The sequence below is a fragment of the Leptospira ilyithenensis genome (genome assembly GCF_004771005.1).
Classification (GTDB): Bacteria; Spirochaetota; Leptospiria; order Leptospirales; family Leptospiraceae; genus Leptospira_A; species Leptospira_A ilyithenensis.
In genome coordinates this window covers 183258-209570 of sequence record NZ_RQHV01000036.1, presented here as the reverse complement: position 1 = coordinate 209570, position 26313 = coordinate 183258, and the positions used below count along the sequence as shown (strand labels likewise).

The window sequence follows — 26313 nt, the reverse complement described above, 5'->3', positions numbered from 1 at the left end:
TTATTTAGCGTGTGCGTGAGAAAAATCTTTCCATTTCCCTCTTTCTTTTAATTCTCTCTCGATCGCATCTTTCAAATCAGTTCTATAGCCCAGTTCGAAAAAAACATCGGCAATGACAAACAAAGGAGCGGAAACAAGTGCCTGAAATAGATTGTCAAAGAGTGCCGGGCGGCTTTTTTCGAAAATAAAATGTCCGTAAAACTGAGCGCCCCAACCTACCAGTTGGCCAAGCCCGAACACAGCCCATGCCACTTCGGAAGATAAAGTTGAAGTCAGATACTGAGCCAATACGTAAAGAGAACCGAATAACAAAGTTGCTGCGATAGCGAAAATAAAGTCCAATGTAAAGTAGTACGCCAAAACTGCCGCAACAAATACCGTAGCAGCTGTTACATGAAATCCTTGTAGTTCTGTCAGGGAATATCTGCTCAAAACTAAAAACAGAGTAAACGTAATCATGGGAACTCCAATGACATGAATCCAAACATTTCTTTTTTCTTGATGGTAGGCGGAATAAAACGCCATTTCTTTTGCAAAGCGCATAAGGTGTCTCCTTTCTATGTAAGAACATCTTAACAGATAGAAGGGAATCCGACTTGAAGGATTCTGCAGTGAACTAGGAAAAACGAAAAATCCTTGGTTGCGAACAGACCGGGAGTCGAAAAGCAATCGAAAGATATACTATCCCCGCCCTATTGAGATTGGGAGGGGTTAACCACCCGCCACCCAATGACTTCCTTTACCATGTCAGGGAAAGGAGATCAACCCTATCTCCAAAATTCGTTTTTTTAATTTGGAAAAGTTCGCCTTTTTGCCCAAATTCATTCCACGAATCGGTGGGAACGAACCATCTTTTCTTTCAAAGCAAGAGTCAGCTTCTCATCAAGAATCAAATCCTCTATGTAAAAGGAAAACCGGTAAGACCAATTTTTATCTTCCGGAGTCCCTGGCAAATTGAACCTATGGGAGGAAAGGTTTTCCAAAATAGCATTTTCCCCCGTAAATAGAAGGTCCTGCAAAATCTGAATGGAAAATAAACTGTTCGTAGAAAAAGAAAAATCCAACAGACCCTCTAAAATTTCAGAAGCGGAAGCAGGAAGCTCCTTTTTCTGATCTGTAAAAAAGAAGGTTTGTGCGTATTCTTTCTCTCCATTGGAAAGATTCATCCACCAATCCAAAGCAAGTGAAGTGTCATGAGTAGACAAAACACTGATTGCAGTCTTCCTATAACCTTCAGGTTCGATATAATTTCCATTTTCCAAAGAACGGGTCCAACGGATCACATCGATCCCGAGAGTATTTCTCTTCTTCAATGAATCTCTTATAAAACCGGGAACGGCTCCCAAGTCCTCTGCACATGGTACCGCACTTGCAAATCCGTCCAAAGCAGAAAGAATCTCTTCTCCCGATTTTGCCCAAAGGGTTTCATCTTCTTTCAAATTGATTTCAGAAAGAGGAAATGCCTTTGCCTTAATCTCTTCGGGCAACTCCGACCAACCGGACTCTTTCCAAAAATCCCAGTAAAAAACAAAAGAATCTTTTTTGAATTCATAAATTAACTTACGTTTGATTAAGTCTTCTACATCCAATCCCTTTTCCAGAAAATGAGATCGGCTGCAACCGATTTGAGGATGAAACCATCCAAATTTAGCACTTGTTTGCTGAATAGGAATTGCCCAAATCCGATACATTCCGATCACATGATCAATCCTATAGAGATGAAAAAAATGATCCAGATACCGAAGCCTTTCTTTCCACCAGCTAAACTTTGTTTTGCGCAAAACATTCCAATTCAAAACGGGAAAACCCCAGTTCTGTCCTTCGTCCGAAAACGCGTCAGGAGGGGCGCCCGCTTGCAAATCCAATTCGAAATATTCGGGATGTTCCCAAACATCGGCGGAATTACGGGAAGTAAGAATAGGCATATCGCCTTTCAGAAAGACTCCTATTTTCTCTAATGACTGTTTGGCTTTCTCTAATTGTATAAAAGCAATATATTGCAGATAAGATAAAAACAAAGCCTCTTCCTTGAAATCGGAAAAAATTTGCTCCTTCACTTTCCCTGGATCTTTCTGTTCTTTCGGCCAAAAGCTCCAGTCCTTACCTTCATTCCGGGCATACAATACCCGAAAGCACACATAACCCTCCACCCAGGAATGTTCGGATAAAAACAGATTTGCCAATTTTTCATTTTTTTCCTTAGCAGAAAGAAAAAACTTACGAAGTTCGACTAACTTCAATTCACGTATCCTGGTTTGGTTCACCTGGTTAGATACGATTTTGGATTTTCTGGAAACCATGCTGATTCCCAATTCTTTCAATGAAATATAAATCGGATCGATGGCAAAGGCGGAAATGGAACTATAAGGCGATTTTCCGAAACCGGTGTCATTCAAAGGAAGGATTTGTAAAATGGAAAAACCTGCCGATCTGGCCCATTTTCCCAAGAGAAATAATGAGGAAATATCCCCACACTCAAAGGAATCTTTGGTGAGAATCGAAGAGAGAGGGACGAGTATCCCCCCTCTTCTTTTTAAGATTCTATTTTCTTTCGAAGAACCGATATTATGCTACCGTGATTTCTTTGGAAAGATATACATCTTGGATCGCATGAAGAAGGGAAACCCCGTCATTCATCGGTTTTTGGAAAGCTTTACGTCCCGAAATCAAACCCATTCCGCCTGCTCTCTTATTGATCACAGCCGTTTTCAACGCATCTTGCAAATCGTTTTCACCGGATGCACCGCCGGAATTGATCAAACCAGCTCTTCCCATATAACAATTTGCCACTTGATAACGTGTCAGATCGATCGGATGGTCGGATGTCAAATCGGAATAGATTCTCTTATCCGTTTTTCCATAAGTGGACTCCGTATTCAGAACATTATAACCACCGTTATTTTCAGGTAACTTTTGTTTGATGATGTCAGCTTGGATCGTAACACCCAAATGATTTGCCTGACCGGTCAAGTCCGCCGAAACATGATAGTCCTTATCTTTTTTGAAAGCATTGTTTCTAATATAGCACCAAAGAATGGTTGCCATTCCTAACTGATGCGCCATTTCAAAAACTTTGGAAATCTCTACGATTTCTCTTCCGGCGTCTGCAGACCCGAAATAAATAGTCGCACCGATCGCAACACAACCTTGGTCATGCGCTTGTTTTACGGTAGCAAAAAGAAGTTGTTCGCTTTTGTTCGGATAAGTGAGAAGCTCATTATGATTGATTTTCAAAATAAAAGGAATCTTATGTGCATACTTACGCGCAACAGAACCCAATACTCCTAGAGTTGTAGCGACTCCGTTGCAACCACCTTCTAACGCTAGTTTGATAATATTTTCACCGTCAAAGTAAATCGGATTTTTTGCGAAAGAAGCTCCTGCCGAATGTTCTATTCCTTGGTCGACAGGAAGGATGGAAACATAACCGGTTCCCCCCAATCTTCCATGTCCTAAAAGGGATTGAATGCTACGTAATACGGGGATGGAACGATCCGTGGGTCCGAAGATCCGGTCTACCCAGTCATTTCCAGGAACGTGTAAAAGGTCTTTTGAGATTTTTGGCTTATTGAATCCAAGTAGGGATTCAGCGTCTTTTCCTAAATGTTTCGATATATCTTCGAAGTTCAAGATGGTACTCCTTATCAATGTAAAATCTGCTAGAAACCAGAGCTGACAACCCCTTTTTGCTTGCTAGAAGATTCAATTCTGGTCTTTTTCGATTACCTCTAAAACGGTTTTGCTAAGAACTTCTCTCCCTTTAGTTGACAAATGGATGGGATCACGGAATAAAAGCGGATCACGATCCGAAAAAGAAAAGGAACGAAAACGAATTCCTTTTTCCAAAAGAAATCGAGAGAACGTTGCCTTGATCTCTTGGTAATTTGGATCAGAACTCACATAAAAAAACTTGGGTGCTTCCCAAACTTCTAGTTTTTTTCCTTCGGTTTGGCTTTCCTCGATCAAATCCTTCCAGCACTGCAATTGTGCAGAATGGATTTTTGGGGAAACTATACGGATTTTTGCAGACTCCTGGGCAAGACGTTCTTCCGAAGATCCCTCTTCTCTTTTATTCACATAACCACCATCAACAGAAAAACTATCGATCAATGCTCCTGTCAAAAAATGAGTAGTGATCAATTCTATATTGGAAGTTACAATGAGTTCATAATATTCGGAAAAACTGATATCTCTCTCATTGCCTAGCAAAGTTAGGTAACGTATTTTTAAATCAAGATCGCTGTCCAACATAATCCTCAAATCAGTAATGGATGGACCTTGGCTTGAGGTTTGAGGATAAAATTCCAATACTAAGTGATTCCAAGTTTTTCCTCTTTTTTTTAAAAATCGTAATTGTTCCGAAATCATACAAGGTTGATTTCCATTATAGGCAAGTAGGTAAACTTTTCCTAACTGAGACCCAAGGATATTCGGATCGTAAGATTGGCGAGTGAGAGAAGAACCAACCAATAAATAATTTGGATTTTCCGGCAAAGCCATGAGCCCGGAAGTGGTGCTTGAAAATAAATAAGAATAATAATTTTTAAAAAAAACAAGAGTAAAAAAAATAAAAACTCCCGTTAGTATTTTTAAAATAATAAGTATTGAAGACTTTTTCATTTAGAATTGAAAATACAAAAAACTAACATTGTCAAATTTTCCAAAAAATAGAATCGATATCGAAATAAATAACCTTAGAACAAAGTTAAAATTAACCTCTTTTATTTTCTCAATATAAAAAACAAAAAACACCCAAAAACTTACTACAATGGCATGTGCAATCGAAACATTGGACTGTGTGAAAGGGAGAATCGTTTGCCGCAAGGAAGTATTTGTTAATTCCATTTTGAAAAGAATATTTCCTATGATGTAATGTGCTTCCGTTAGATTATTGGCTCGAAAATAAATCCATGCGAAAGTTACAAATCCAAAAGTTAACAAAATATTAATTAAATCCACAAATTTCGATTTACTCAATTTTACAAAAAAAGTTTGGTGAGAAGTCATTTTCTGAAAACCCATCCCAAAGGCTCGGCAAAGACCGTGTAACAAACCCCAGACAACAAATGTCCAATTGGCCCCATGCCAAAGCCCACTTAGTAAAAAAACAATTAAAACATTGAGATAATTTCGAAATATTGTTACACGATTTCCACCTAATGGAATATATAAATAATCACGAAACCAGGAAGTCAGCGAAATATGCCATCTACTCCAAAACTCTCCAATGTTTTTTGAAAAATAAGGATTTTTGAAATTCTGAATGAGATTAAATCCCATCATCCTGGCAATCCCGACGGCAATGTCCGAGTATCCTGAAAAATCACAGTAAATCTGAATCGAAAACAAAACAGAGGCAACTAACAAAGTCAAACCGCCATGTACTTCTAAATTCGAATAAACGGAATCAACATAAACCGATAACCTATCCGCAAGCACGACTTTCTTTAAAAAACCCCAGAGTACAAGATCGAACCCATTTACAAGATTTGCCTTTTCCCATTTGATTTGATTGCGAAACTGAACCAGAATGTGTTCCGCTTTTTCAATTGGGCCTGCTACCAATTGAGGAAAGAATGTAATAAACAAAGAATAGTTAATCCAATTTTTTTCTGCAGGAATCGATCTTCTATATACATCAATCAAATATCCGATGGCTTGAAATGTATAAAAAGAAATTCCTACTGGCAAAAGAAATTTCCATTCGGGAAACTGACTTGTTATGTTGAAAGAAGAAAGTTCTTTTCTAAAAAAGTCATAGTATTTGAAAAAAAACAAAATCAAAAGATTCAGAAAGATGGCGAACATCAGAATGATTTTTTTTTCTCTTTCCTTTCCGGTATTTTGATCGATTGCGATCGCGGAAATATAAGTAGAAATAATGGAAATTAGAATTAAGAAAAGGTAGTTAAAATTCCAGGAAGCATAAAAGTAAAGACTTGCTACGAGTAAAAAAATAAGAGATGCTTTTTGGTTTTTGAGAAAGAATAATACAAAAAGGACACTGGGAAAAAAAAGTAAAAACTGTAGAGAATTAAATAACATGAAAACTTTGGATTACCGTATTGAAAATCCAGCTTACGTATTAAGTTTGGTAAAAAGTCGAAATGACAAGATTTTTTTAAAAGAGAAAACCTTCCCTTGAAGGGTTCCGCCCGTTTTCGGATGATTTTTGCCGTAGCATGGCTCAGCTTAACCGTTTCCTTGGGGATTTGGTGGTGGATTCTGGGACTTAGGCAAGCAAAAACCATCGCGGAAATGACGAAAGATACGAGAAGCGCCCAGGAATTAGAACGGGTGGATCGTATGCTCAAGTTGGAAGGTTCCTTCTTTTTGGGAATGCTGACTCTGGGCGGGGTGACTCTTGCCTGGCTTTCCTATAGAGATTTCAAAAGAGCCAAACTCATCTCCGATTTTTTCACAACAGTCACCCATGAAATGAGAACCCCTTTGGCAAGTCTGCAATTGCAAATCGAAGGACTGATCAGTGACAACCAAAACAAACAGATTCTGGTTCGTTATGAAAAATTACTGAAAGAAAACAAACGAATTGAATCCAGAATGGAAAAGGCATTTTACCTTGCGAGCCTCATGCAAGGCGAAAAACTTTATATAGAAACTTTTCCCTTAAAGGAATTGGTATCTTCCGTCAGAGTGGATTATCCCGATTTAATTATCGATCCGTCCTGCGATGCCCAAACCAAAATCATTGCTGACAAAAAAGCGATCGAATCCATCTTACAGAACTTAATCGAAAATGCCGGTCTCCACGGGAAAGCGACTTCTATTCAATTGGATTGCACCGAATCTAAAAACAAAAAAGTCCATCTCAGCATCAGAGACAATGGAATCGGTTTTTCGGGAAATTTACGCGACCTAACAAAACCATTTGTGCGTCACACGAGGACAAGCGGCACAGGAATCGGACTCTATATCGCCAAAAACCTTCTAAAAAAAATGGGAGGACAGTTATTCTTATTTTCGACTAACAAAGGATTCACGGCTACGCTTGAGGTAAAAAAACAAATTATATGAAACCTTCCGTAATGATTGTAGAAGATGATGAAAGCCTGGGAGAAACTTTACGGGAACGTTTGGTCAAAGAAGGTTATAAAGTCTTTTGGTCCAAAACCGCCGCCGATTCCAAAATTGTATTCTTAGAAAAAAAACCGAACCTCGTCATTCTGGATCTCAGGCTTCCCGATGAAAATGGATTTCATGTTGCGGAATTCATCAAAAAGGAATCCAAAGACACACCCTTTTTATTTCTTACAGCACAGGCAGGCGCCCAGGAAAGATTGAAAGGATTTGAATTGGGTGCTGTGGAATTTATCCCTAAACCATTTCATTTAAAAGAACTACTCATCCGACTGGAAAGAGTGATCCAAATCAGCCAAAAACCATTTGGTAAAAAATGGAGATCCGGCAGTTTGGAAATCCATCTGGATTCCTTTGCCGTCAAATCCCCTGGCGGAGAACTTATCCCTCTTTCCAAAAGAGACTGCGCCCTTTTGGAACTTCTTATCTCGGAACCGAATCATGTTTGGAGTCGAAACGAAATCCTGGATCAGATTGTAGGAGAAGACGCATTTCCCACACAAAGAACCATAGACAATGCGATCGTACGACTTCGGGAAGCCTTGGGGGAATCTTCCATCCGAAATGTAAGAGGAGTCGGTTACCAATGGATAGCGCCCCTCTCCCCGCTGAATTGATCCTTTACAAAAAAGATTTTTTAGCAATTTTACGGTTTTCCAGAAGGGCTGACCGGTCCTTTCTATTTTGGGAAATTCGAATTCTTCCGACAATGATAAGGTGAAATCCATTTTTTCCAAATTCATTCTGATCTTGTTCCTACTTTCCCCTTCTCTTTTTGCCTGGGAAACGGATATAGATTATAATTATGAATACGAAAAAAACGGTCCTTACACCAAGTTTTCGGATTGGGTTCCGTACAAACTGCATAAATGGGATCCGAAGTATCTGGAAGATTATTACGAATTATACAATCTCAAACAGCATTATAACGAAAACGAACTTCGGAAAAACATTTATTTTCTGAAAATCGCTATGACAAAAAGATTTCGTCACCCAAAACATGCATTATGCGAAACAAAAACGGAAGCGGAATATTATAAGTATAGAAACCTTATGTTTATGCAAATCAACTTGGGGATCATGCGGTCTTATATGAGAATCGCTTCCAAGTTCGACAAAAGACATGTTTATTTTTATAACCTGGACTTTGCCCATGAATTGAAAAATTCATTTCAGATCGCGGAAGGATTTTACAAAGAAGCCATCCCTTATTGGGAAAAGGCAAAAGAATATGCCGACAAAGCGAATGAAGTCCCTTCGGATTTGGATTTGGGAACGATTGAAACGGAAAGATATGAAATCGTAAAAGGCAAATTGGACTTCGGTTATATCATCGAAAATCATTTAGCAAAGCTGGAAGGAAAACAAAAGATCGTGGGAGAGTATCTTGCGCGTTATCCGCAAGCAGACAAACCGGTATTAGATCTCGCTGATGTAGAATAATTTAAAATTCCTGACTTAAGTAAACTCAATCAATAAGAGAGCGATATCATCCCGGATGGTTCTGTCTTCACGTATCACCGCATTGGTTACGACGGAAGTCAAAAAGTCTTCTCCATCAGTATTGAAATCCTTCAATTCATCCACCATAACTAGAAATTTTTCCAAGCCCAAAACACCGTCTCTATCCTTATTTTCAACCTCATAAATTCCGTCCGAATAAAGAAACAAACGGTCCTTAGGCTGAAATTGATATTTTATTTCAATCCCTTCCCATTCTTCTATCAAAAGAAGCGGATAATTTTCATGGATAAGAGATTGTATCTTTTCTTTCTTTTGCGTATTCCAAATAAGCAAAGGAGGATGCCCCGCAAAACAAAAAACGACTTCTCTGGTTTCATGGTAAATCCTCACCAAACAACAACTAATATGATGTTTGCCCATCACCGGCTCAAGTTCGGTATTCAATGCCTTCAGAAGATCCTTTGGAGAGAGTCTGGAATCGGAATGTTTTTTAAAACCCATGGCTACGATACCCGAAACCAAAGCGGAAGAAATCCCATGCCCCGAAATATCTCCGAATAAAATATCAATATAATCGGGAGAAGGAGAATCATAGAGTATGATATCGCCCCCGATTTCTCCGTAAGGAAAAAAATTACTGAAAAATCTAACGTTATTATAATTGGGAAAATCCTTTGCAATCCATGATTCCTGAGTCAACCGGGCGAGCATCAGGTCTTCGGTGATTTCAGAATAAAAATTCTGAAGTTTTCTTTCTTTGGCATGTAACACAAGTTCGCTGCGTGCCCTTAACATCCCTTGGGAAATCAAATCCGCCGCAAGAGAAAGCAGATTATGAGATTCTTTCGGCCATTCGTATTTTTTATGAACTCTAACCACACCCATGATTCCCATCAGATTTCCTTCATCCCTAAGTCCGATAGAGAGAGAGGACCTAACTCCTGTTTTTTCCATCATGCCCCTCACCCAAGAACCTTCCGGCAGCTCCCTGGAATCAGGCATAAATAAAATTCCGTCGTTCATCAGAATCGCCAAATTCTCCGGATTCATAGAAGAGATAGGCAAATCCTGGCCTACTAAAACTGCTGACTCGACTCCCTCGTTTAACCACTCGTGTGTGAAAGACATAGATTGTCTGTCTTGCGATATCTCCATGATAAAAGCACGATCCGCTGAAGTATATTCACCGATTTTTTCCAAAGCAAATTGAACTGCGTCGGTAATAAACTCAGCCTTACTGAACACAAAGACTCTTGAAATTTCATTCAGGATTTCGGAAAGACGAAGCAAAGCGTTCAATTTCTCTTCCGTAGCCTTCATCAATGTAATCTCTTTTTGTTGGCCCCAACACCGGACGAATTTACCGTCTAACAATTCACTATGAACATTGATGATAAAATTTCTTTTGCGATTTTCAGATAAAACTTCCAAATATTCTTCGTTGGAAAATTCGTAACCTGATTCGACAAACCGAACGATCGGCGAAAAATCCTGAAGAGGAATCAAATCTTTTATGTATTTTCCGATCATATCATCCGGCTTGGTAAATCCGTAGATTTTAGCCGTGGCTAGATTGCATTCCTTTACAATCGAATGTTCGAATAGATACTTTGCTTGTTCTAAGACGGGAAGATTTGTCGGCATAGGAATGTCGACTTCATAACACCAGATGGGATCAGAAGAAAATTTAATAAAACTTTCAAGACGACTTGTACGCACATACTGTCCGTTACTTTCCATCAATGCTCCAATACTTATAGATAGCCAATTTAGGATAAACGAAAAAAATATGTCATTTTGACAAATACAAGATACTCATTTTTAAAGCACGAATTTTAGAGAAAATTTTGAATTTCCTCCAGGTAAAAATGACAAAAAAATCCATATTACTTAATGCTAACAACAGTTAAGAATTCTCGATTTAAGAAAGGACTTCTTTTTTTTCATTCCCCACTATTTGATTTCATTGCAGAAATAAACCGAGATTGTAAAACTAGATTCCGATTCTCTTATGAAAATAAGCGCTTCCTGTTTACGGATTGGCCATATTTAAGACATATTGCCCATTTTCGGTACACATCAATAGAATGCAGTCTGCTTAAAAACGGTGCGATTTCCTTAAATTTCCATCGAATTGACGTGGTATAGATATTGCAGTATATTGGACAACCAGATTAGAATCAGAAACGAACCTCTGAACGAAGGAGAAAAAGATGCAGTTCGCAACCCCAAAATTTACTTCCGGAAAGGAAGTGGTTGAGTTCGCCAAGAAAAACGGAGTCGTATTCTACGATTTCCGATTCACTGATATTAAAGGAATATGGCACCATGTTTCTTATTATGTGAATTCAGTGGATGAAAACACATTCAAAGGGATCCCATTTGACGGATCTTCGATTGCTAGATGGCAGCCAATCAACGCTTCCGATATGCAACTCCACCCTGAAATTGCAACGTCATTCCTTGACCCATTTACAGCTGACAAAACACTTGTTATGTTCTGTGATGTTTGGGACATTTACAAAAAACAATACTACGAAAAATGCCCGCGTTCCATTGCAAAGAAAGCATTGGAATACATGAAAACAACGGGAATCGCAGATACTGCTTATTTTGGTCCTGAAAACGAATTTTTCGTTTTTGACAGCTTGAAAGTTCGTGATGAAATCAACTGTCAATCCTACGAATTGGATTCCAACGAAGGTATTTGGAACTCTCATTCTGAAATTCCAGGCGCACCAAACGCAGGAAAAATCAACTTCAACTCAGGTCACAGACCCGGAACAAAAGGCGGTTATTTCCCGGTTGCACCGATCGACTCCCAAGTGGATCTTCGTGCAGAGTTTGTAAGAACACTCGAAGCCATCGGAATGGAAACATTCGTAGTCCACCACGAAGTAGCGCAAGCTCAAGGTGAGATCGGTGTTAAATTCGGAACATTGATAGAAGCTGCGGACAACGTACAAAAGCTAAAATACGTCGTAAAGATGGTTGCTCATAAGCACGGAAAAACCGCAACTTTTATGCCAAAGCCTCTGTTTGGTGATAATGGTAACGGTATGCACGTTCACCAATCCCTTTGGAAAGGTGGAAAAAATCTTTTCGCCGGAGACAAATACCAAGGTCTTTCCGACTTGGCATTGAATTATGTTGCTGGAGTTTTAAAATACGCTAGAGCTTGTGCTGCGTTTACAAATGCATCCACTAACTCTTATAAGCGATTGATTCCGGGATTTGAAGCTCCTTCTATCCTTGCTTATTCCGCACAAAACAGATCGGCATCCTGCCGCATTCCTTTCGTGTCCGGAGAAAAAGCAATTCGCGTGGAATTCCGTTTCCCTGACTCAACAGCTAACCCATACTTGGCGTTCACATCCATGCTTATGGCTGGTCTTACCGGAATTAAAGAGAAATTGGATCCGGGCCAACCGAGAGAAGAAGATTTATTCGAACTCTCTTTGGATGAAATCAGAGAGAAAGGTATCAAACAAATGCCTCACACTCTGAGAGAAGCTATAGAAGAGATGCTTGCGAGCAAAGATGTTTTCAAACAAGGCGATGTAATGAGTGAAAATTTCATTCAAACATACCAACACTATAAGTTTGAAACTGAAATTTGGCCATGGGAAGGTCGCCCTCACCCATACGAATTCCTAACAACTTATTCTTGCTAAGAATAGAACCCTCGCTGAAAATGCGGGGGTTTTTTTGTATCCTCTTCCCTTTACCCACCTAGTTCCTTCAAAGTTCCCTAGTTTCCAAAAAAGATTTGAGAATCTTAGATTTTGATTTTTCCTTTACCAGTCACTTATCGCATAAAAAATGACAAAAGAGCTAATGATTTGGCTCTATAAAACGATCTAAGGTATAGGGCGAGGTAGCTCAGATGGTTAGAGCACAGGATTCATAACCCTGAGGTCACGGGTTCGACTCCCGTCTTCGCTACCAGATCGTAAAGGAAGACTTTCGCATGAAAAAGACAATTCTTCTACTAGCAGGGGTTTCACTCCTTCTTATCACATCCAATCTAATGGCAGCAGACTTTCCAAAATGTAAGGAAGCCTGTGATCGTTTTTACACCTGTTCCGTGCAAGTAAATCCGCAAGCGACAGAAGACCAAAAACAAATGCTTAAAAAAGGTTGTGATTTCAATTGCAACAAACCAAAATACTACAACAAAATTGCAGCTTGCCTCGCCGCAGGAGATTCCTGCAAAACTTTCAGTTCTTGCATTATGAAGGAGCTAGGCGGTAAATAACCGCCTTTTCTTTTCTTACTTTTTTCCTTTCCCTTTAGCCTCAATCAGTTCCGGTTTTAGAAAGTTGTTTGGAGAATACCTTCGCTTCGTCCAGTCGTAGAGATACGATTTTCGAAATCCCCGGTTCTTCGTTCGTAACTCCGAAGATCGCATTTGCACGCGAAATCGTAGACTGAGCATGGGATACAACAATGAACTGAGTTTTGTCTTTGAACCTGTCAAGGATCTGGCAAAACCTGAGTTTATTCGCTTCATCCAATGCCGCATCAATCTCATCCAAAAAGCAGAATGGACTCGGCTTTACCATATAGATTGCAAATAACAATGCTATGGCGGTAAGGGATTTTTCACCCCCGGATAATAATCGTAAATTTTGCACATGTTTGCCCGGAGGCTCCGCCATAATTTCCACACCGGAATTCAGGCTGTCTTCTTTTTCGGTCAGTTCGAGAGTCGCTCTTCCTCCGTTGAAAAGTGTGGAGAAAGTTTCCTGAAAATTGGCTTTGATCTTTTCAAAAGTTTCCTGAAATAATTTTTCGGATTCCGTATTGATTCGTTTCAATACATCTTCAATGTCCTTTTTGGAACTTTCTATATCTTCTTTTTGTTTTAAATTATGTTCATAGACTTCTTTGATCGTACGGTATTCTTCTATCGCCAGAGGATTGATGGAACCAAGCAATTGGATTTCGGATTTTGCCGAACGAAGTCTACGCTCTTCTTCCTTCTGTTCCAGAGTGGCCCCACCCTTCTCCATCTCCAATTCGGAATCTGTGAGCGAATAATCGTTGTACAATTCCTCAATCAACGAATCAATCTGCACTTTCAATGCGGATGATGTTCTTTCTTTTTCGGATAATAGAGGGAGTAGAGTCTGGAAAACTTCCTGGTTTTTGGAAATATTGCTTTTCAGATTTTGAATTTCTTCGAGTAATTTCTGTAAGGATTCTTTTTCAGATTCCAACATCTTGCTCATAGAAAGAAATTCCTGATAGGAATCTTCGATCTCTTTCTCAAGAGAAATTACTTCTTTTTCCAGCTTTTCCCGTTTTTCCCGAATGCCTGTTTCCTGTTCTTTTGAACTTGCGATTCTTTTAAAAATCTCGGCGATTCGATCATTCAATTCGACAGTTTGTCTGGTTTGGTTGTCTATCCTGGATTGAGTTTCCAGAACTTTTTTATCCAAATCTACAATCAGATTACGGGCTGTTTCCCAATGATTTCTCAGACTTAAAATCAATGCCTGACTTTCCCGTATGCTTCTTGTTAAGTTTTCATTTTCCAAAAGCAAATCTTCGATGTCCTGATCAACGACTTCCTTCTTTGATAAAACCCCGTCCTTATCGAAAAGCAGATTTCTGAAACTATCTTCTTTCTGTAGAAATACATTCAACTGCTCTTTATAAGAGCTCAAATCGATCTTTCGGAGTTCCGTAGACAGATCTTCCAAATTCCCTTGGTTTAAATAGGAATAAGAAGTCTCCAAATACATTTGGTAGGATTCCAAATTGGCCAAAAGAACCGCTTTGTCTTCGTTTCTTTTTTCCTCGTTTCCTTGAGATTCCTTTTTCTTATTTTCCAACTCCTGGATGAGTTCCTGGATGATCAGTTTTTGCTTTTCGCGAAGTGATATATGTCTTTTTTCATTCTCTTGGATTTTAGTTTCTTTGGTGAGAATGGATTCCTCTTCCGATTTGATTTTGTCTTCCAAATCCTTGCGAATGACTTCCTGGTTCTGAATCTCTTTGGAAAGATGAGTTTGGATTTCTTTCAGATGTTCCGTTTCCGACTCAATCTGTTTTTTTTCCACTTCCAGTTTCACTGCAGACTGGTTTTCTTCGTCCAAAACCCGACTAATATCAGAAAGGCGAATGTCATATTCAGCGATGAAAGTTTTGTTTTTTGAAATTTTTTCTTTTTGAATTTGGGTTCGGGAAAGATGATCGAATAATTTTTTATCAATATCCGCAATTTCTCTTTCTTTTGCTTCTTTGAACTTTTCTTTTTCGGAAATAAGTGAAGTCTCATCTTGGATCTGAGAGAGAAGGTTTTTGTTTTTATCCCGAATATCCAGCAAATCTTCGTCGGATTTTTTCATTCGCTTTTTGAAATCTCTCAATTTCAAATAACGTAGGTTTTTATCCGATTCGTCTAACTCAGCCTTTAGTTTGAAATATGCTTCCGCTTTTTCTGATTGTTTTTCCTTGGTCTCCATTTCTTTGATCATGGAGTTCATAATGTCCTGGATGCGTAATAGATTCTGATTGGTATCATCCAGTTTTTTGGTGGCTTCCTTACGATCCAACTTGAATCGAGAGACTCCTGCGGCTTCTTCAAAGATAGCTCTTCTTTCCTCCGGCTTGGAGTTTAGGATTTGATCCACCCTGCCTTGCTCCAAAATGGAGTAACTGGACTTGCCGATCCCCGTATCCAAAAGAGTTTTTTCGATATCCTTTCTCGCCGAACGTACATCATTGAGATAGTATTCGTTTTCCCCGTCAGGGTAAAGTCTTCGTGTAATCTTTACGGAAGGAAAATCGATTGAGAAATAATTATCATGATTATCAAATAGAATGGAAACTTCGGAAAATCCCGCCGCTCGCCTACTTTCTGTTCCGTGAAAGATAACATCGTCCATTTTTTCACCGCGCAGACCTTTGGCGCTTTTTTCGCCAAATACCCACTTTACAGAATCGACAATATTCGACTTACCGGAACCATTGGGACCTACTACGGCGGTGAAGCCCGGGTCGAATGCGATTTCCGTTTCGTCTGCGAAAGTTTTGAATCCAACAATATTAAGGCTTTTTAGATGCATGTTTTGCTCGTGCTTTCCTTCGTTTCCCGGTTGACAGAGGTTGGGAGACATAAGAAAAAACTTTAGATAGTATTATGTCCCAAATTACGGATCAAGTTTCCAGTGAAATTTTTAATCGAAAGCCTTATCTTCGAAATTATTTCCAAAACTGGCCAACAGCAGGCTTATGGGACATAATTCCCGCGAAGGAAGAAGGACAATATTATGTCTCATATAATGGAGAAGCCCTCTCTTCCAAATTTTTCCCTGACAAACAAGCGGAAAGACTGCTTGAATCGCATAACTTAAAATCTACGGACGTGGTCTTGCTTATGGGACTCGGAAATCTCCACCTGATTCAAAGAATCAATTCTGCCTTGAGACCAGGTCAGATTTTCGTTATAATAGGAGACGACCCTTCGCTAATCGAAGTTATGTGGGATCGTGTATTGAAAGATACATTAAAAATTCCCGGCAGACATATATTTTCCGGAGAAACTTTTTTACCGTTAGGAATGAACTATCTGGAGTCGTTGCCTATCGATAGAGTCAGCGGACTGAAAATCATCCGAAACCAATCGGATATGCAACGGGAACTTGTATTTTACTCAGAAATCGAAAACAGAATTCAGTCCGTGTTTTCTGCAAAAATGAGTGATCTACTGACCAAATTCGAGTTCGAAAGACTATGGGTGAAAAATTCCATCTGGAATCTTTTGCAAGTAGCAAAAACTTCACCGGAACGATTTAAAATTTCCTCCTTAAAAGATAATTTTCAAGGACTCTCCGCATTACTTGTATCAGCTGGCCCATCTCTTAGAAAAAATCTGGAATGGATTCACAAAATCAGAGATAAAGTATTTGTACTTTCCTGTGACACTTCTTTGAAAGTTTTACTGAAAGACGGGATCATTCCCGATGGCGTGGTCACACTCGATGCACAGACAAATTCATTCTTTCATTTTATGGGAGAAAATTTGGAACCGATTCCTCTCTTTGCCGATCTTGTCAGTTCCCCCACTCTGCTGAAGGAACCTATGTTTCGTTCCGTAATTCATTCAGTTACCGCAAAATTCCAAGTGGATGCGGAAGGAACTTTGATTCGGGAGGTAACAGCCGGAGGAGAACTCGCAGACTCTGTCTTCGAGGAAGTGGGAGACATTCAATCGGGGGGAAGTGTTGCCACAACAGCCTTCGATATGCTCAGATATATGGGATTTTCCGAAATCTACTTTGTAGGCCAGGATCTTGCTTACTCAGGAAGGGAAATCCATTCCACAGGAACTCATCATAATGAAAAATGGTTAACGCTAGTTACAAGGCGACAAAGCCTGGAACGGATCAATGAAGTAATCATTCGCAAACGGGAAACAAAGGAAGTTCCTTCTTGTAACGGAAAAACGGTTCTGACCGATTATGTTTTGGAGCTTTACCGTCATTGGTTTGAAGAATCGGCGCGGTCTGTCGATTTGAAATTGATCAACTTAAATGCGGATGGAGCACTCATCGAGGGATTTCAAAACCTGGAACCGGAAAGAGGCATCCAGGATTTACTCACAAAAAAAGATCACGGCTATCCCTGGAGAAAAAAAGAACCTTGGCTTGTATCTCTTCTCGGACAAAAAAACAAAACCGATGCAAAGCTCGGCAAAAAGGGGAAAGAACTATTCCGCCAAATCAGTGACGACTTAACATTCATTGAAAAAGAACTCATCGTCATTGAAACTGAAAACAAGGAAGAATTCGATCTATTGACAAGTCCTCTTTGGATCTGGGTGCAAAACCAATTGTATTTGAGAAGGATGGTAAGAAAAACGGAGATCTATTTGCTTCGCCATGGAGACCTAACACTCGCTCGCAAAAACAATCTGCTGACCCAATCTTTAAGAAAGGAACTAAAGTATCTCAAAAGAAGTCTCTATCCTATGAGCGAACTATTGTCCACAAAAGGATGAAAGACTGTTTCATCCACGTACTCGGGGAAATAATCAAAGAATAGTTTTTGAGATACCACTCTATAATAGAATGGATTTTGTTTTTGGAATGCTTCCGTAAATGATAACTCTGGCAATTGATGAAAATTGATTCTTTCTTCGAAATTGATAAAATCCCTTCTGGTTAAATCTTGTCGGATTTCGATCACAGTTTCCTTTAAAAGATTCCAATCCAATTTGAAAGTCATACGTGCTCCGCGAAATGCGGGAGATCTTTCGATCAAGTTCACCAATCTTTTGATCGGGCAATCATTCAAATAATAAGGGCTTACGAATACTTTGACAAAACGTGCGGACAAACCGAACGGTTCCCAAACATGTGTTACTTTTTTTTCAAGGACTGATTCTTCCTTGATCTCGGAAAGAATGACATGCAATTCCGGAATTTGTTTTTTGCCGGCAAGTAATGTATTGTATTCCTCTACTCCGAATTCACCGAAATACAACCACTTGTAGAAATCTTGAATTTCCGCTTCCGGGTGCTCTTCTATGAATTTATTGATTAGGAATAACTTCTCTTTATGAGAAAGAGTAGCTTCTTTCTCATGTTGCATGGCTTACAGCTTTGAGTTCCTTGCCGAGTAATATGCGTTTGATGTTTTCCCGATGAGAAAAACAAATCAGAAAAAAAGTTCCGATAAGAACAAATAATATGATCGGAGAATAACCGATGTTTGGTAGAAATCTGTTCATTGCCCAATACCAAATCGGCATGGAAAGAGTTCCGAGGATCGATCCCAAAGAAACAAACCCGCTGATTTTATAAACGATAAAGAAAATAACAACCGCACATAATGTAACAACCGGAACAAGTGTAAGATAAACACCCAAGGCAGTAGCTACACCTTTGCCTCCTTTAAAACCCAAGTAAGGGGTGAATGTATGGCCAAGTATGGCAACACACCCCAATAAAATTTCAGAGGTAGCAAGTGAATAAGGGGAAGGAATATAATCTGCGAGTAAAACCGGGATGGCACCTTTCAGAGCATCCAGAACCAATGCAACACTACCGTATTTCCAGCCGATCACCCGGCCCACATTGGTAGCTCCTATGTTTTTACTTCCATGTTCCCGGAGGTCGATTCCTTTCACTTTTTTTGCGATCAAAAAACCCACCGGAATCCCTCCGAGCAGGTAACTTGCGAGTATTGCGAGAAGAAAGATCATTCTTTACCTTCTTTGTCCTTATCCTTGGAATCGCTTCTGTTTCTGAGTTCCAGTTCGACGGATAGTCCCTCCAAACCAAACTCACTTACTATATTCTTTCGGAAGAACGATAAAATATTCGACGGAAAGAGTTTCGAATCATTCACAAAAAACAAAATTTTAAAAGGTATCTGCGAGATCTGAGTGGCGTAAAACACCTTCGGAGGTCGATTGGATGCCTTTCCTACCTTATTTTTTCCACTCCATTTGCTTAGCCAGTTATTTAGAGCACGTGTTGTGAGCTTTTTCTGGGACTTTTCATAGAGCTCAACACAGGTTTCCAATAGCTTATGAGTGCGAAGCTTCTCTGTGGCAGAAAGAGAAAGCACAGGACGCTCTTTGAGAATCGACATACGAAAGAAAAGTCTTTCCTGGTAGTTTTTCCAGGAATTGCTTTCTTTGTCCGCCACAGCATCCCATTTGTTCACAGCAAGGATCATGGGTTTTCCCATTTCCTGGATTTCACTAAAGATCTTTTTGTCAAATTCGCCGAAACCTTTTAAGGCATCGATAAGAAGTATGACTACGTCCGCTTCTCCCAAAGCGAATAACGTGCGTTTGTAAGAATAAAATTCCAAACTCTCCCCGCCTTTCGATTTTCTTCGAATCCCCGCCGTATCAATGATCTCCAACTTTTTTTCCTGAAACATAAACTGACTATGAACGGAATCTCTAGTCGTACCGGGAACTTCACTGACTACCGCGCGTTTGAAACCGAGCAGCGTGTTCAGAAGACTCGACTTACCTGAGTTTGGTTTTCCTATAATTGCAATTCTACAATAAGGATCATCCGGTTTCTTTTTATTTACCGGTAATAGAAAATTGATCTTATCGTAGAGAAGGGAAAAATTCCTCCTCCCGATCGCGGAAATAGGAACGATTTCATTGATGCCCAGTTGGTAAAAAGGTTCCAGATCATATTCGTCCTGATCGGTATCCACTTTGTTGACAAGAGATAGAACCGGAATCTGAGAAAGAGTTTCGTCTTTTTTCAATAAGGCGACCAATTTATGATCATACGGTCTGAGGTCTTTGTGATCCATTACATGAATGATCAGATCCGACCTTCTCAAATGTTCAAAGGCAATCTCTAAAATTTCAGTATTGATTTCATCCAGGTTTTCAATGTCAAGACCCGGGGTATCGCATAGATAAAACGGAATTTTGAAATCGTCTTTTTCGACTAATTTCTGTAATACGTCACGGGTTACGCCGGGAGTATTTTCCGTAATCGCGGATTGTGCACGCAGAATCGCGTTAAATAAAGTGGATTTACCCACATTTTGTCGTCCGACAATGGAGACGATGGGGAGGCCTTTCATCTGCGTAATTTATCCTTCATAGCTCTTTCGATTTCGATTTTGGCTTCCTTCTTTTGGATGTCCTCTCTCTTGTCGAAAAGTTTTTTCGGTTTGGCGGTAGCAACTTCTACTTTCACCAAACGGTTGTCTTTAAAATAACATCTAGTTGCTATCAGAACCAGTCCCTTCTCTTTGGTTGCACGTTCGATCTTAGTGATCTCTTTTGCTTTCAATAGAAGTTTGCGAGGGCGAATCTCAGGGTGATTCGCATAACCTCCGTCCTTGTAAGGAGGGATTTGAAAGTTTTCTAAAAAAACTTCTCCGTTTCTAATTTTTGCAAAACAGTCGGTCAGGTTTCCTTTTTTGCTACGTAAGGATTTAACTTCGGATCCGGTTAAAACAATACCAGCTTCATAGAATTCGATTAACTCAAAATTGAACTTCGCCTTTTTGTTGACGAGAGGATCCGTTGCTCTTGGTTTATCGTCCTTACTGGTTTTGCCCATATTGGTTTAGGTTCTTAGAGAATGATGGATTTGGATGAGTCTGGCAATTTCCGCCCCAATCAAATTTGCCATGGAGAAAAAATTATCCCCTGTTATTTGCAATGAGTCAGAAAATACATGTTCAGCAATGTATCTGGAACCAAGTCCTACCCCTAAAAATACATAATTTTTTTCCTGGTTTTTTAGTACAGCTTCTTTCAGTTTTCTGGTCTCAAAAGAGCCGATTTCATCGGAAATATCCATTTTTGCCCTTTGCCCGCGAAAATCGGACAAAATCACAACGATCTTGGTTTGAGCATCGGGAGAAAAGAACCTCTCGCAATTGGAAAGAAGTTGGTATTCCGGAATGGAATCTCCATGCCAATTTTTGCAGAAACTATTGAACAGTTCCTGTTCTTTCTCCGGAGTATAATCTTCGTCCGCAGTTTTGGAATTAAAGATATCGATTGTATCTTTGGAATTTTTGATATCGCAGAATGTGTTCACACTGGTTGCAATATCATGTTCATTTAATATATGTAAGCTGACAAGCAGCGCGGAAAGCATTGCAACAGAATACTCGAAATTGAAAATCCTTCTGCACTTCGATACAAGAAAGGTAACTTCTACGCCTTTCAGTTTTTCATCATTCTTTTCAATCGTAGTCTTATCAAAGATCTTCGTATCTCCCTTACCGCTTTTGTAGGAAATGTATTTGCGGGCATCTACTCTCGAACCTTCGTTGCGATACATACGATGGATGTCGATTTCAGGATCAAACAACTGTTCTAAGTTGAGCTCCACCTCTTCCAATTCTTTGCCGAATACTTTTTTGAATTCATCCAGACCCATGATCATGGAATAATCCCAAAGTAGTCTTCTTTTCTTTAAGAATTGTTTATAAAGTTCTTCCGTGCGGTATCCCCAACCGCCGCCGCCGCCAGCAGGCTCACCTTGTCCGTTATTGCCTTGGGTTTCAGAACCATACCAGGCATCAGCACCTTCTTTGGTCTGACCACCAGTCTCAGGGGTATTGATTTCAATCCCCCGTTTCAGTTCATTTCCCGAATTGAGTTTTTTTGCTTCGCCGGTAAGTGGATCCCTTTCATGAAGCTCAGGATCCCACCATTTTTTTTTATCTAGATTCGACTCTACTGTAAAAGTTTTTTTTTTCTCTTCGATTTCATCGAAGAGTTCTGATACGACTTCCACACCGGAAAGATAACCATCGAGTAGTCTCTCCAATTCTTTTCTCTCTTTAGGATCGGAGATTTGATTGGTATAGGCGATCGTTCCCCCTCGGTAGGCGACGGACCTTACATCTTTTTCATTATAGCGATAGATATGATTTTTCCATTTGAGCAAATTGGAAATCCCGAACCGATATGGTTGTAAATTGGCTGACCCGATCGTACGTTTTTCTGCGAGTTCCTTTGCCTTGGTATGAAAACTTGCTAAAGCTCTGGGCAATACACCTTCCGGAAGATAAAAGCTCAATAATTCTTCCAAAACTTTTGCATCTTCCAATTCAGGAAAGATAACAGGCGTAAAACGGTTTCTGAATGCGCGGGAAATCGTGGAAACTGATTTGGAATGACGGTAAGTTTTAAGCCCGAATACTATGGAAGTTTCCTTCAATTGGATCGGAATGGATTCTCCCGATTCGGGAGGAAGAGTCAAAGAACGTGCATCGTCCGTTAACATATTCATCTTTTCCACAAGTTCCGCTCCGGCAGACTCAAGTCCCGAAATAAGAATAATTTTTCCATTTCGAATCGCACGAGTGAGCGGTCCGTCCACCCAATCTACAGATTCGATCTTTCCGTCTCTCGTAGGTTTGAGTGCTCCCACCACATCGGAAGTATGCATCCCTTTGGACAACATAACCGATTCGATATCGATCCCTGTGAGTTCCGTAAATAAAGGTAAAAATTCCTGAGGATCCTGGTCTTCTCTGAATTCTATCAGGATATTTTCCTTGCATTGAATGGCTGTTAATACCTGGTCCAAAAATCCAAGGATGGGTTCCGGGGTCGGATACTTGGAAAGAATCGAAATGGTTTTTTTCTCTTCCCAGGTTTTGATCTCTTTGTCGTTCCAGAATATGGTTCCGTTTTGAACATATCCTTTTGTCGAACGGGATTTGATTTTGCCACCAAACTCGGATTCGATGAGTTCCGTTTGTAAACTACGATCTTCGTTTTTTCGAAAAAGTTCTTGGAATAGATAGAGGGCCTCTCGTAAGGCAACAGTTCTATCTTCTTTTCCGAAAGCCATAAGTCGGTTGCAGTATTTTTGCAAGGTTCGCAGGTTGAAATGGTACTTTTCCAAATCCCCTTTTCCTATATCACCCCGTTTGATTCTATTTTCCGATTCGATCGTGACACGGATGATTTTTTGCAGAACTTCTTCTCCGAGAGCCGGATAAAGTTTTTTCAAAATATAGAACATCTCGTCCGGAGAATAAGGATCCACATAAACAACTGCGAAGTGTTTGGTGATATCGAAAGGAAGAGGCTTTCTTCCTTCAAATCCTTCACTCGGATTCTGAGTTCCTATAAACCAAAATCCTGTTTTGGATTTAATCCTTTCTCCGCTTCCCTCGAGCAAATCCAAATAATTGGATTCATAAACGGAAGAAAACCGTTTGATGATATTGGGAGCACAAAGATTCATCTCATCAGCGACAAAACTTAGCCCGGAATCGAGAGCATTGGTCAAAGGACCGTTCGACCAGGTAAACCCTTTTCCATCCAGGAGGATTCGGTAGGAGCCGATCAGATCTTCCGGAAGAGTGTCTTCGTTGAAACTGAAACGTAAAGTTGGTTGGTTGCGTCTGGAATTGATATAATAGATAAGAGCATTTTTCCCTACCCCGGCGTCTCCCACGAGAAGAACGGGAATCCCTTCCAACATAGGGTATAGGATCTTTTGTAAGGTAGACTGAACCGAATCTGTTTCTACTAAACTAGAAGGAAAAACGGGAAACGAAGTTTTATTCGGTAAAACGGGAACTTTGACAGATGCGATCGAAACAAATTCCATATATGCTTCACGATTTCGATGTTTTAACTCCCTGTAAACCAAATTCTATTGACCGAAAGGCACCGAATTTTTCACTTAAATAGTATGGAATTTGCATCTAGAATGTATGGAATCGACTCTTCGCCCATTAGAAAAGCTTTTGAGCTGGCCCGAACCATAGAAAACCCAATCAACTTATCTATAGGACAACCTCACTTCCCTTGTCCGCCTAACATTATCGATGCAATGGCTGAGGCCGCCCGCGAAGGCAAAACGGCATACACCCTTACCGGCGGGATTCCCGAATTGAAAGAAGCAATGGCCCGAAAATTTCTCTCGGAAAACGGGATTAAATATGCTACTCCCGATCGGATATTGGTAACTTCCGGAATTTCCTCCGCTCTGTTTTTACTTTTTAACGCACTCGTCAACCCAGATGACGAATGTTTGGTGATTTCTCCTTATTTTTTAATGTATCCTTCCATGCTGAAATTTTACGGAGCAAAAGTTCTGACAGTAAAAGAATCTTTCGGCACTGACGATCTGAATTCATTCCGAAAGAAAAAGATCAAACTGATTATTTTTTCCAATCCGTCCAATCCTACAGGAAAAGTTTTATCAAAAGAACAATTGACCGCGCTTGCAAACTTAGCCGAAGAAACCGGAGCTTATCTTATCTCGGATGAAATCTACGAATTATTCGATTATGATAAAAAGTTTTATTCGATCGGAAAAGATTATGATAAAACGATCACTCTGACCGGATTTTCAAAAACATACAATATGACCGGGCTCAGACTTGCCACCATCCTCGCCCCCGAGGAGGTCATAAAAGCACTGACTACATTGCAACAATACACTGTGGTATGCGCACCTTCCGTCACTCAATGGGCGGGGATCGAAGCTTTAAAAACGGATATGAGTTCCTATATCCAAGACTATAGGGAAAAGAGGGATTTTGTATACGAAAGCCTTAAGGATTTTTATCCGTTGGAAAAATCGGGAGGAGCTTTTTACTATTTTCTAAAAGTTCCGATCCAAGATGAAGAGTTTACAAAACTTGCGATCACCTCTAAGAAATTGATCCTTGTTCCCGGTTTTATCTTTTGCGAAAACAAAGATCATGTCCGCCTTTCTTTTGCTACGGAATGGGACAACCTAAAACGAGGGATGACCGCTTTACAAGAACTTTCCAAAGAACTTGCGAACTAGTCCGTAAAATGGATCTCCAAACTAACATTGTTTTTGCGATCCTTCAATTTGTTTATGGCGCGGCTCTCGGTAGTTTTTACATCACTACTGCCGAGAGGGTTTTGCTTTATTTTTACGGCAAAGAAAGAAAACAAGGAACGAGACTCGAGAGACTAAAAAAACTTTTTATCATTCCAAGCCATTGTCCCCATTGTAAAACTCCGGTTTCCTCACTCTACCTCATTCCTATTTTAGGTTTCTTTCTTACAAAAGGAAAATGCAAATCCTGTCATTCGAAACTTTCCTGGATCTATCCGGTATCCGAATTGTTTTTTGGAATCGTTGTAGTCATCTTTTTTCAAATGACAGGTTCTCTTGGATTTGCCGTTTTTTTTCCGTTTTTACTGGGGCATTTAATGATCAGTATCTATACGGATGCCAACTATTTCTCGTTAGATTATGAGAATCTTTTTTTTATTCTGGCATTCGGTCTTGTTTGCAATTATTTTTTATCGGAAGAATGGCCCGTGTTCACCGATTTATATGTGTTTCTGGGATTTGCAGGATTTTATCTCACCCTCTATCTGGTTTACCGGAAGGGAATCGGATTTGGAGATGTATTGTTTGCACCTGTTTTCGCGTTTTTATCCGGTCATCCTTGGTGGATGATGTTTTTAAACTCATCTTATTTGATTGCTACGATTGTTACTTTACTCTCCCGTAAAAAAGGAGAGTCTCTTCGGGGCAAAGCCATCCCGATGGGAGTCTATTTTTCGATAGGACTCTTCTTTACATATTTATCCAAAATATTATTTTTTCATTTAGGAATAGAAGGAATTACAGTCGATGAAACCGAATGAACACATGGAAGATATGCGCAAGTCCTATGAAAAATTTACATTAAGTGAAGAAGAAACGGGAAACGATCCTATTTTATTTTTTCAAAAATGGTTTTCCATTGCGGAAGAAGAAAATGTGGAAGAACCGAATGTTATGCATCTCTCCACAGTGAGCAAAGACGGCCAACCATCGGGGAGAATCGTGCTCCTGAAAGGCATCTCTGAAAATAAGTTTTTATTTTTTACCAATTACGATTCCCGCAAAGGAAAAGAACTGGAAGAAAATCCCAAAGCCGCACTTACTTTTTTTTGGGCAAACCTGGAAAGACAAGTTCGAATCGAAGGTAGTATAACAAAAGTAAGCCGAAAAGAATCGATCGATTATTTTTCCAAACGTCCGAGAGTCTCACAATTAGGAGCAATCGTTTCCAAACAAAGCTCGGTTGTTCCCGATCGAAATTATCTGGAAAAGGAATTGGAACGTTACGAAAAAGAACTGGAAGGTAAGGATGTTCCTACGCCGGAAGAATGGGGAGGTTACGGACTCGCCCCCCATAGAATCGAATTCTGGCAGGGAAGAAAGGGGCGACTACACGATCGAATCCAATTTACCTTAACGGGCGAAGGTTGGCAAAAAGACCGACTCGCCCCTTAAA

At 39.9% G+C, this 26313-nt stretch carries 21 protein-coding genes and 1 tRNA gene; 10 read left to right on the top strand and 12 right to left on the bottom strand.

The window, feature by feature from the left end:
• The 5 genes from EHS11_RS05720 to EHS11_RS05700 all read right to left on the bottom strand — a co-directional run bounded on the left by EHS11_RS05720 (nt 1) and on the right by EHS11_RS05700 (nt 6045).
• Nucleotides 1-543, bottom strand: a complete 543-nt coding sequence (locus EHS11_RS05720; protein WP_135763442.1) for an Mpo1 family 2-hydroxy fatty acid dioxygenase — start codon at nt 541-543, stop codon at nt 1-3.
• A 278-nt stretch (nt 544-821) separates the two neighbouring features.
• Nucleotides 822-2519 carry a 4-alpha-glucanotransferase gene (locus EHS11_RS05715; protein ID WP_281282558.1) on the bottom strand — a complete coding sequence of 566 codons (1698 nt, stop codon included), beginning with the start codon at nt 2517-2519 and terminating at the stop codon, nt 822-824.
• Between the two features lie 46 nt (nt 2520-2565).
• On the bottom strand, nt 2566-3630 hold the full coding sequence (locus tag EHS11_RS05710; RefSeq protein ID WP_135763440.1) for a class I fructose-bisphosphate aldolase: 1065 nt from the start codon (nt 3628-3630) through the stop codon (nt 2566-2568).
• Nucleotides 3631-3702: 72 nt separating this feature from the next.
• Nucleotides 3703-4620 carry an RNA-binding protein gene (locus EHS11_RS05705; protein WP_135763439.1) on the bottom strand — a complete coding sequence of 306 codons (918 nt, stop codon included), beginning with the start codon at nt 4618-4620 and terminating at the stop codon, nt 3703-3705.
• Nucleotides 4621-6045 (bottom strand): MBOAT family O-acyltransferase, encoded by a 1425-nt coding sequence (locus EHS11_RS05700; protein ID WP_135763438.1) that lies wholly within the window; start codon nt 6043-6045, stop codon nt 4621-4623.
• Between the two features lie 120 nt (nt 6046-6165).
• Here EHS11_RS05700 and EHS11_RS05695 point away from each other — a divergent pair, with 120 nt between their 5' ends.
• From EHS11_RS05695 to EHS11_RS05685, 3 genes are all read left to right on the top strand, one after another.
• Nucleotides 6166-7035, top strand: coding sequence for a sensor histidine kinase (locus EHS11_RS05695; RefSeq protein WP_135763437.1), 870 nt, complete (start codon nt 6166-6168; stop codon nt 7033-7035).
• Nucleotides 7032-7715, top strand: a complete 684-nt coding sequence (locus EHS11_RS05690) for a response regulator transcription factor (RefSeq protein ID WP_135763436.1) — start codon at nt 7032-7034, stop codon at nt 7713-7715. The genes EHS11_RS05695 and EHS11_RS05690 overlap by 4 nt, the downstream gene beginning before the upstream one ends.
• Before the next feature lie 109 nt (nt 7716-7824).
• Complete coding sequence (locus EHS11_RS05685; protein WP_425460550.1) at nt 7825-8541, top strand: hypothetical protein; 717 nt, start codon at nt 7825-7827, stop codon at nt 8539-8541.
• Nucleotides 8542-8556: 15 nt separating this feature from the next.
• On the opposite strand, the gene EHS11_RS05680 is transcribed toward EHS11_RS05685, so the two are convergent.
• Nucleotides 8557-10302, bottom strand: coding sequence for a GAF domain-containing SpoIIE family protein phosphatase (locus tag EHS11_RS05680; RefSeq protein ID WP_135763435.1), 1746 nt, complete (start codon nt 10300-10302; stop codon nt 8557-8559).
• A 473-nt stretch (nt 10303-10775) separates the two neighbouring features.
• On the opposite strand from EHS11_RS05680, the gene glnA reads away from it, so the two are divergent.
• The 3 genes from glnA (at nt 10776) to EHS11_RS05665 (ending at nt 12820) form a co-directional block, all read left to right on the top strand.
• Nucleotides 10776-12236, top strand: a complete 1461-nt coding sequence (gene glnA / locus EHS11_RS05675; RefSeq protein WP_135763434.1) for a type I glutamate--ammonia ligase — start codon at nt 10776-10778, stop codon at nt 12234-12236.
• Nucleotides 12237-12433: 197 nt separating this feature from the next.
• A tRNA-Met gene (locus EHS11_RS05670) sits at nt 12434-12510 on the top strand.
• A 22-nt stretch (nt 12511-12532) separates the two neighbouring features.
• Nucleotides 12533-12820 carry a Cys-rich protein gene (locus tag EHS11_RS05665; RefSeq protein WP_135763433.1) on the top strand — a complete coding sequence of 96 codons (288 nt, stop codon included), beginning with the start codon at nt 12533-12535 and terminating at the stop codon, nt 12818-12820.
• Nucleotides 12821-12860: 40 nt separating this feature from the next.
• On the opposite strand, the gene EHS11_RS05660 is transcribed toward EHS11_RS05665, so the two are convergent.
• Nucleotides 12861-15638 (bottom strand): chromosome segregation SMC family protein, encoded by a 2778-nt coding sequence (locus EHS11_RS05660; protein WP_135763432.1) that lies wholly within the window; start codon nt 15636-15638, stop codon nt 12861-12863.
• Nucleotides 15639-15712: 74 nt separating this feature from the next.
• Here EHS11_RS05660 and EHS11_RS05655 point away from each other — a divergent pair, with 74 nt between their 5' ends.
• Nucleotides 15713-17572, top strand: coding sequence for a motility associated factor glycosyltransferase family protein (locus tag EHS11_RS05655; RefSeq protein ID WP_135763431.1), 1860 nt, complete (start codon nt 15713-15715; stop codon nt 17570-17572).
• Here the strand turns inward: EHS11_RS05655 and EHS11_RS05650 are convergent.
• Genes EHS11_RS05650 through EHS11_RS05630 form a run of 5 tightly spaced genes read right to left on the bottom strand, consistent with a single transcriptional unit; the run spans nt 17536 to nt 23648 of the window.
• Nucleotides 17536-18165, bottom strand: coding sequence for a hypothetical protein (locus EHS11_RS05650; protein ID WP_135763430.1), 630 nt, complete (start codon nt 18163-18165; stop codon nt 17536-17538). The two genes, EHS11_RS05655 and EHS11_RS05650, sit on opposite strands and share 37 nt — an antisense overlap.
• Nucleotides 18155-18778 carry a glycerol-3-phosphate 1-O-acyltransferase PlsY gene (plsY, locus tag EHS11_RS05645; protein WP_246047615.1) on the bottom strand — a complete coding sequence of 208 codons (624 nt, stop codon included), beginning with the start codon at nt 18776-18778 and terminating at the stop codon, nt 18155-18157. The genes EHS11_RS05650 and plsY overlap by 11 nt, the downstream gene beginning before the upstream one ends.
• Nucleotides 18775-20139, bottom strand: coding sequence for a ribosome biogenesis GTPase Der (der, locus tag EHS11_RS05640; protein WP_135763429.1), 1365 nt, complete (start codon nt 20137-20139; stop codon nt 18775-18777). The genes plsY and der overlap by 4 nt, the downstream gene beginning before the upstream one ends.
• A complete protein-coding gene (gene smpB / locus EHS11_RS05635) occupies nt 20136-20624 on the bottom strand; it encodes an SsrA-binding protein (protein WP_135763428.1) in 489 nt (162 codons plus the stop codon). The genes der and smpB overlap by 4 nt, the downstream gene beginning before the upstream one ends.
• Before the next feature lie 6 nt (nt 20625-20630).
• Nucleotides 20631-23648 (bottom strand): AAA family ATPase, encoded by a 3018-nt coding sequence (locus EHS11_RS05630; RefSeq protein WP_135763427.1) that lies wholly within the window; start codon nt 23646-23648, stop codon nt 20631-20633.
• 84 nt (nt 23649-23732) lie between these two features.
• Here EHS11_RS05630 and EHS11_RS05625 point away from each other — a divergent pair, with 84 nt between their 5' ends.
• Genes EHS11_RS05625 through pdxH form a run of 3 tightly spaced genes read left to right on the top strand, consistent with a single transcriptional unit; the run spans nt 23733 to nt 26312 of the window.
• Nucleotides 23733-24839: a pyridoxal phosphate-dependent aminotransferase gene (locus EHS11_RS05625; RefSeq protein WP_425460545.1), complete on the top strand. Its 1107-nt coding sequence runs from the start codon at nt 23733-23735 to the stop codon at nt 24837-24839.
• A gap of 8 nt (nt 24840-24847) precedes the next feature.
• Nucleotides 24848-25678: a prepilin peptidase gene (locus tag EHS11_RS05620; RefSeq protein ID WP_135763426.1), complete on the top strand. Its 831-nt coding sequence runs from the start codon at nt 24848-24850 to the stop codon at nt 25676-25678.
• Complete coding sequence (pdxH, locus tag EHS11_RS05615) at nt 25665-26312, top strand: pyridoxamine 5'-phosphate oxidase (RefSeq protein WP_425460544.1); 648 nt, start codon at nt 25665-25667, stop codon at nt 26310-26312. The genes EHS11_RS05620 and pdxH overlap by 14 nt, the downstream gene beginning before the upstream one ends.
• Nucleotide 26313: the final 1 nt, after the last annotated feature.

Excerpts from the sequence above, each read along its gene's own strand:
- EHS11_RS05720 (WP_135763442.1), bottom strand. The coding sequence starts at position 543 with ATGCGCTTTGCAAAAGAAATGGCGTTTTATTCCGCCTACCATCAAGAA.
- EHS11_RS05705 (WP_135763439.1), bottom strand. The coding sequence starts at position 4,620 with ATGAAAAAGTCTTCAATACTTATTATTTTAAAAATACTAACGGGAGTT.
- EHS11_RS05700 (WP_135763438.1), bottom strand. The coding sequence starts at position 6,045 with ATGTTATTTAATTCTCTACAGTTTTTACTTTTTTTTCCCAGTGTCCTT.
- EHS11_RS05695 (WP_135763437.1), top strand. The coding sequence starts at position 6,166 with ATGATTTTTGCCGTAGCATGGCTCAGCTTAACCGTTTCCTTGGGGATT.
- EHS11_RS05690 (WP_135763436.1), top strand. The coding sequence starts at position 7,032 with ATGAAACCTTCCGTAATGATTGTAGAAGATGATGAAAGCCTGGGAGAA.
- EHS11_RS05680 (WP_135763435.1), bottom strand. The coding sequence starts at position 10,302 with ATGGAAAGTAACGGACAGTATGTGCGTACAAGTCGTCTTGAAAGTTTT.
- glnA (WP_135763434.1), top strand. The coding sequence starts at position 10,776 with ATGCAGTTCGCAACCCCAAAATTTACTTCCGGAAAGGAAGTGGTTGAG.
- EHS11_RS05665 (WP_135763433.1), top strand. The coding sequence starts at position 12,533 with ATGAAAAAGACAATTCTTCTACTAGCAGGGGTTTCACTCCTTCTTATC.
- EHS11_RS05660 (WP_135763432.1), bottom strand. The coding sequence starts at position 15,638 with ATGCATCTAAAAAGCCTTAATATTGTTGGATTCAAAACTTTCGCAGAC.
- EHS11_RS05655 (WP_135763431.1), top strand. The coding sequence starts at position 15,713 with ATGTCCCAAATTACGGATCAAGTTTCCAGTGAAATTTTTAATCGAAAG.
- EHS11_RS05650 (WP_135763430.1), bottom strand. The coding sequence starts at position 18,165 with ATGCAACATGAGAAAGAAGCTACTCTTTCTCATAAAGAGAAGTTATTC.
- plsY (WP_246047615.1), bottom strand. The coding sequence starts at position 18,778 with ATGATCTTTCTTCTCGCAATACTCGCAAGTTACCTGCTCGGAGGGATT.
- der (WP_135763429.1), bottom strand. The coding sequence starts at position 20,139 with ATGAAAGGCCTCCCCATCGTCTCCATTGTCGGACGACAAAATGTGGGT.
- smpB (WP_135763428.1), bottom strand. The coding sequence starts at position 20,624 with ATGGGCAAAACCAGTAAGGACGATAAACCAAGAGCAACGGATCCTCTC.
- EHS11_RS05630 (WP_135763427.1), bottom strand. The coding sequence starts at position 23,648 with ATGGAATTTGTTTCGATCGCATCTGTCAAAGTTCCCGTTTTACCGAAT.
- EHS11_RS05625 (WP_425460545.1), top strand. The coding sequence starts at position 23,733 with ATGGAATTTGCATCTAGAATGTATGGAATCGACTCTTCGCCCATTAGA.
- EHS11_RS05620 (WP_135763426.1), top strand. The coding sequence starts at position 24,848 with ATGGATCTCCAAACTAACATTGTTTTTGCGATCCTTCAATTTGTTTAT.
- pdxH (WP_425460544.1), top strand. The coding sequence starts at position 25,665 with ATGAAACCGAATGAACACATGGAAGATATGCGCAAGTCCTATGAAAAA.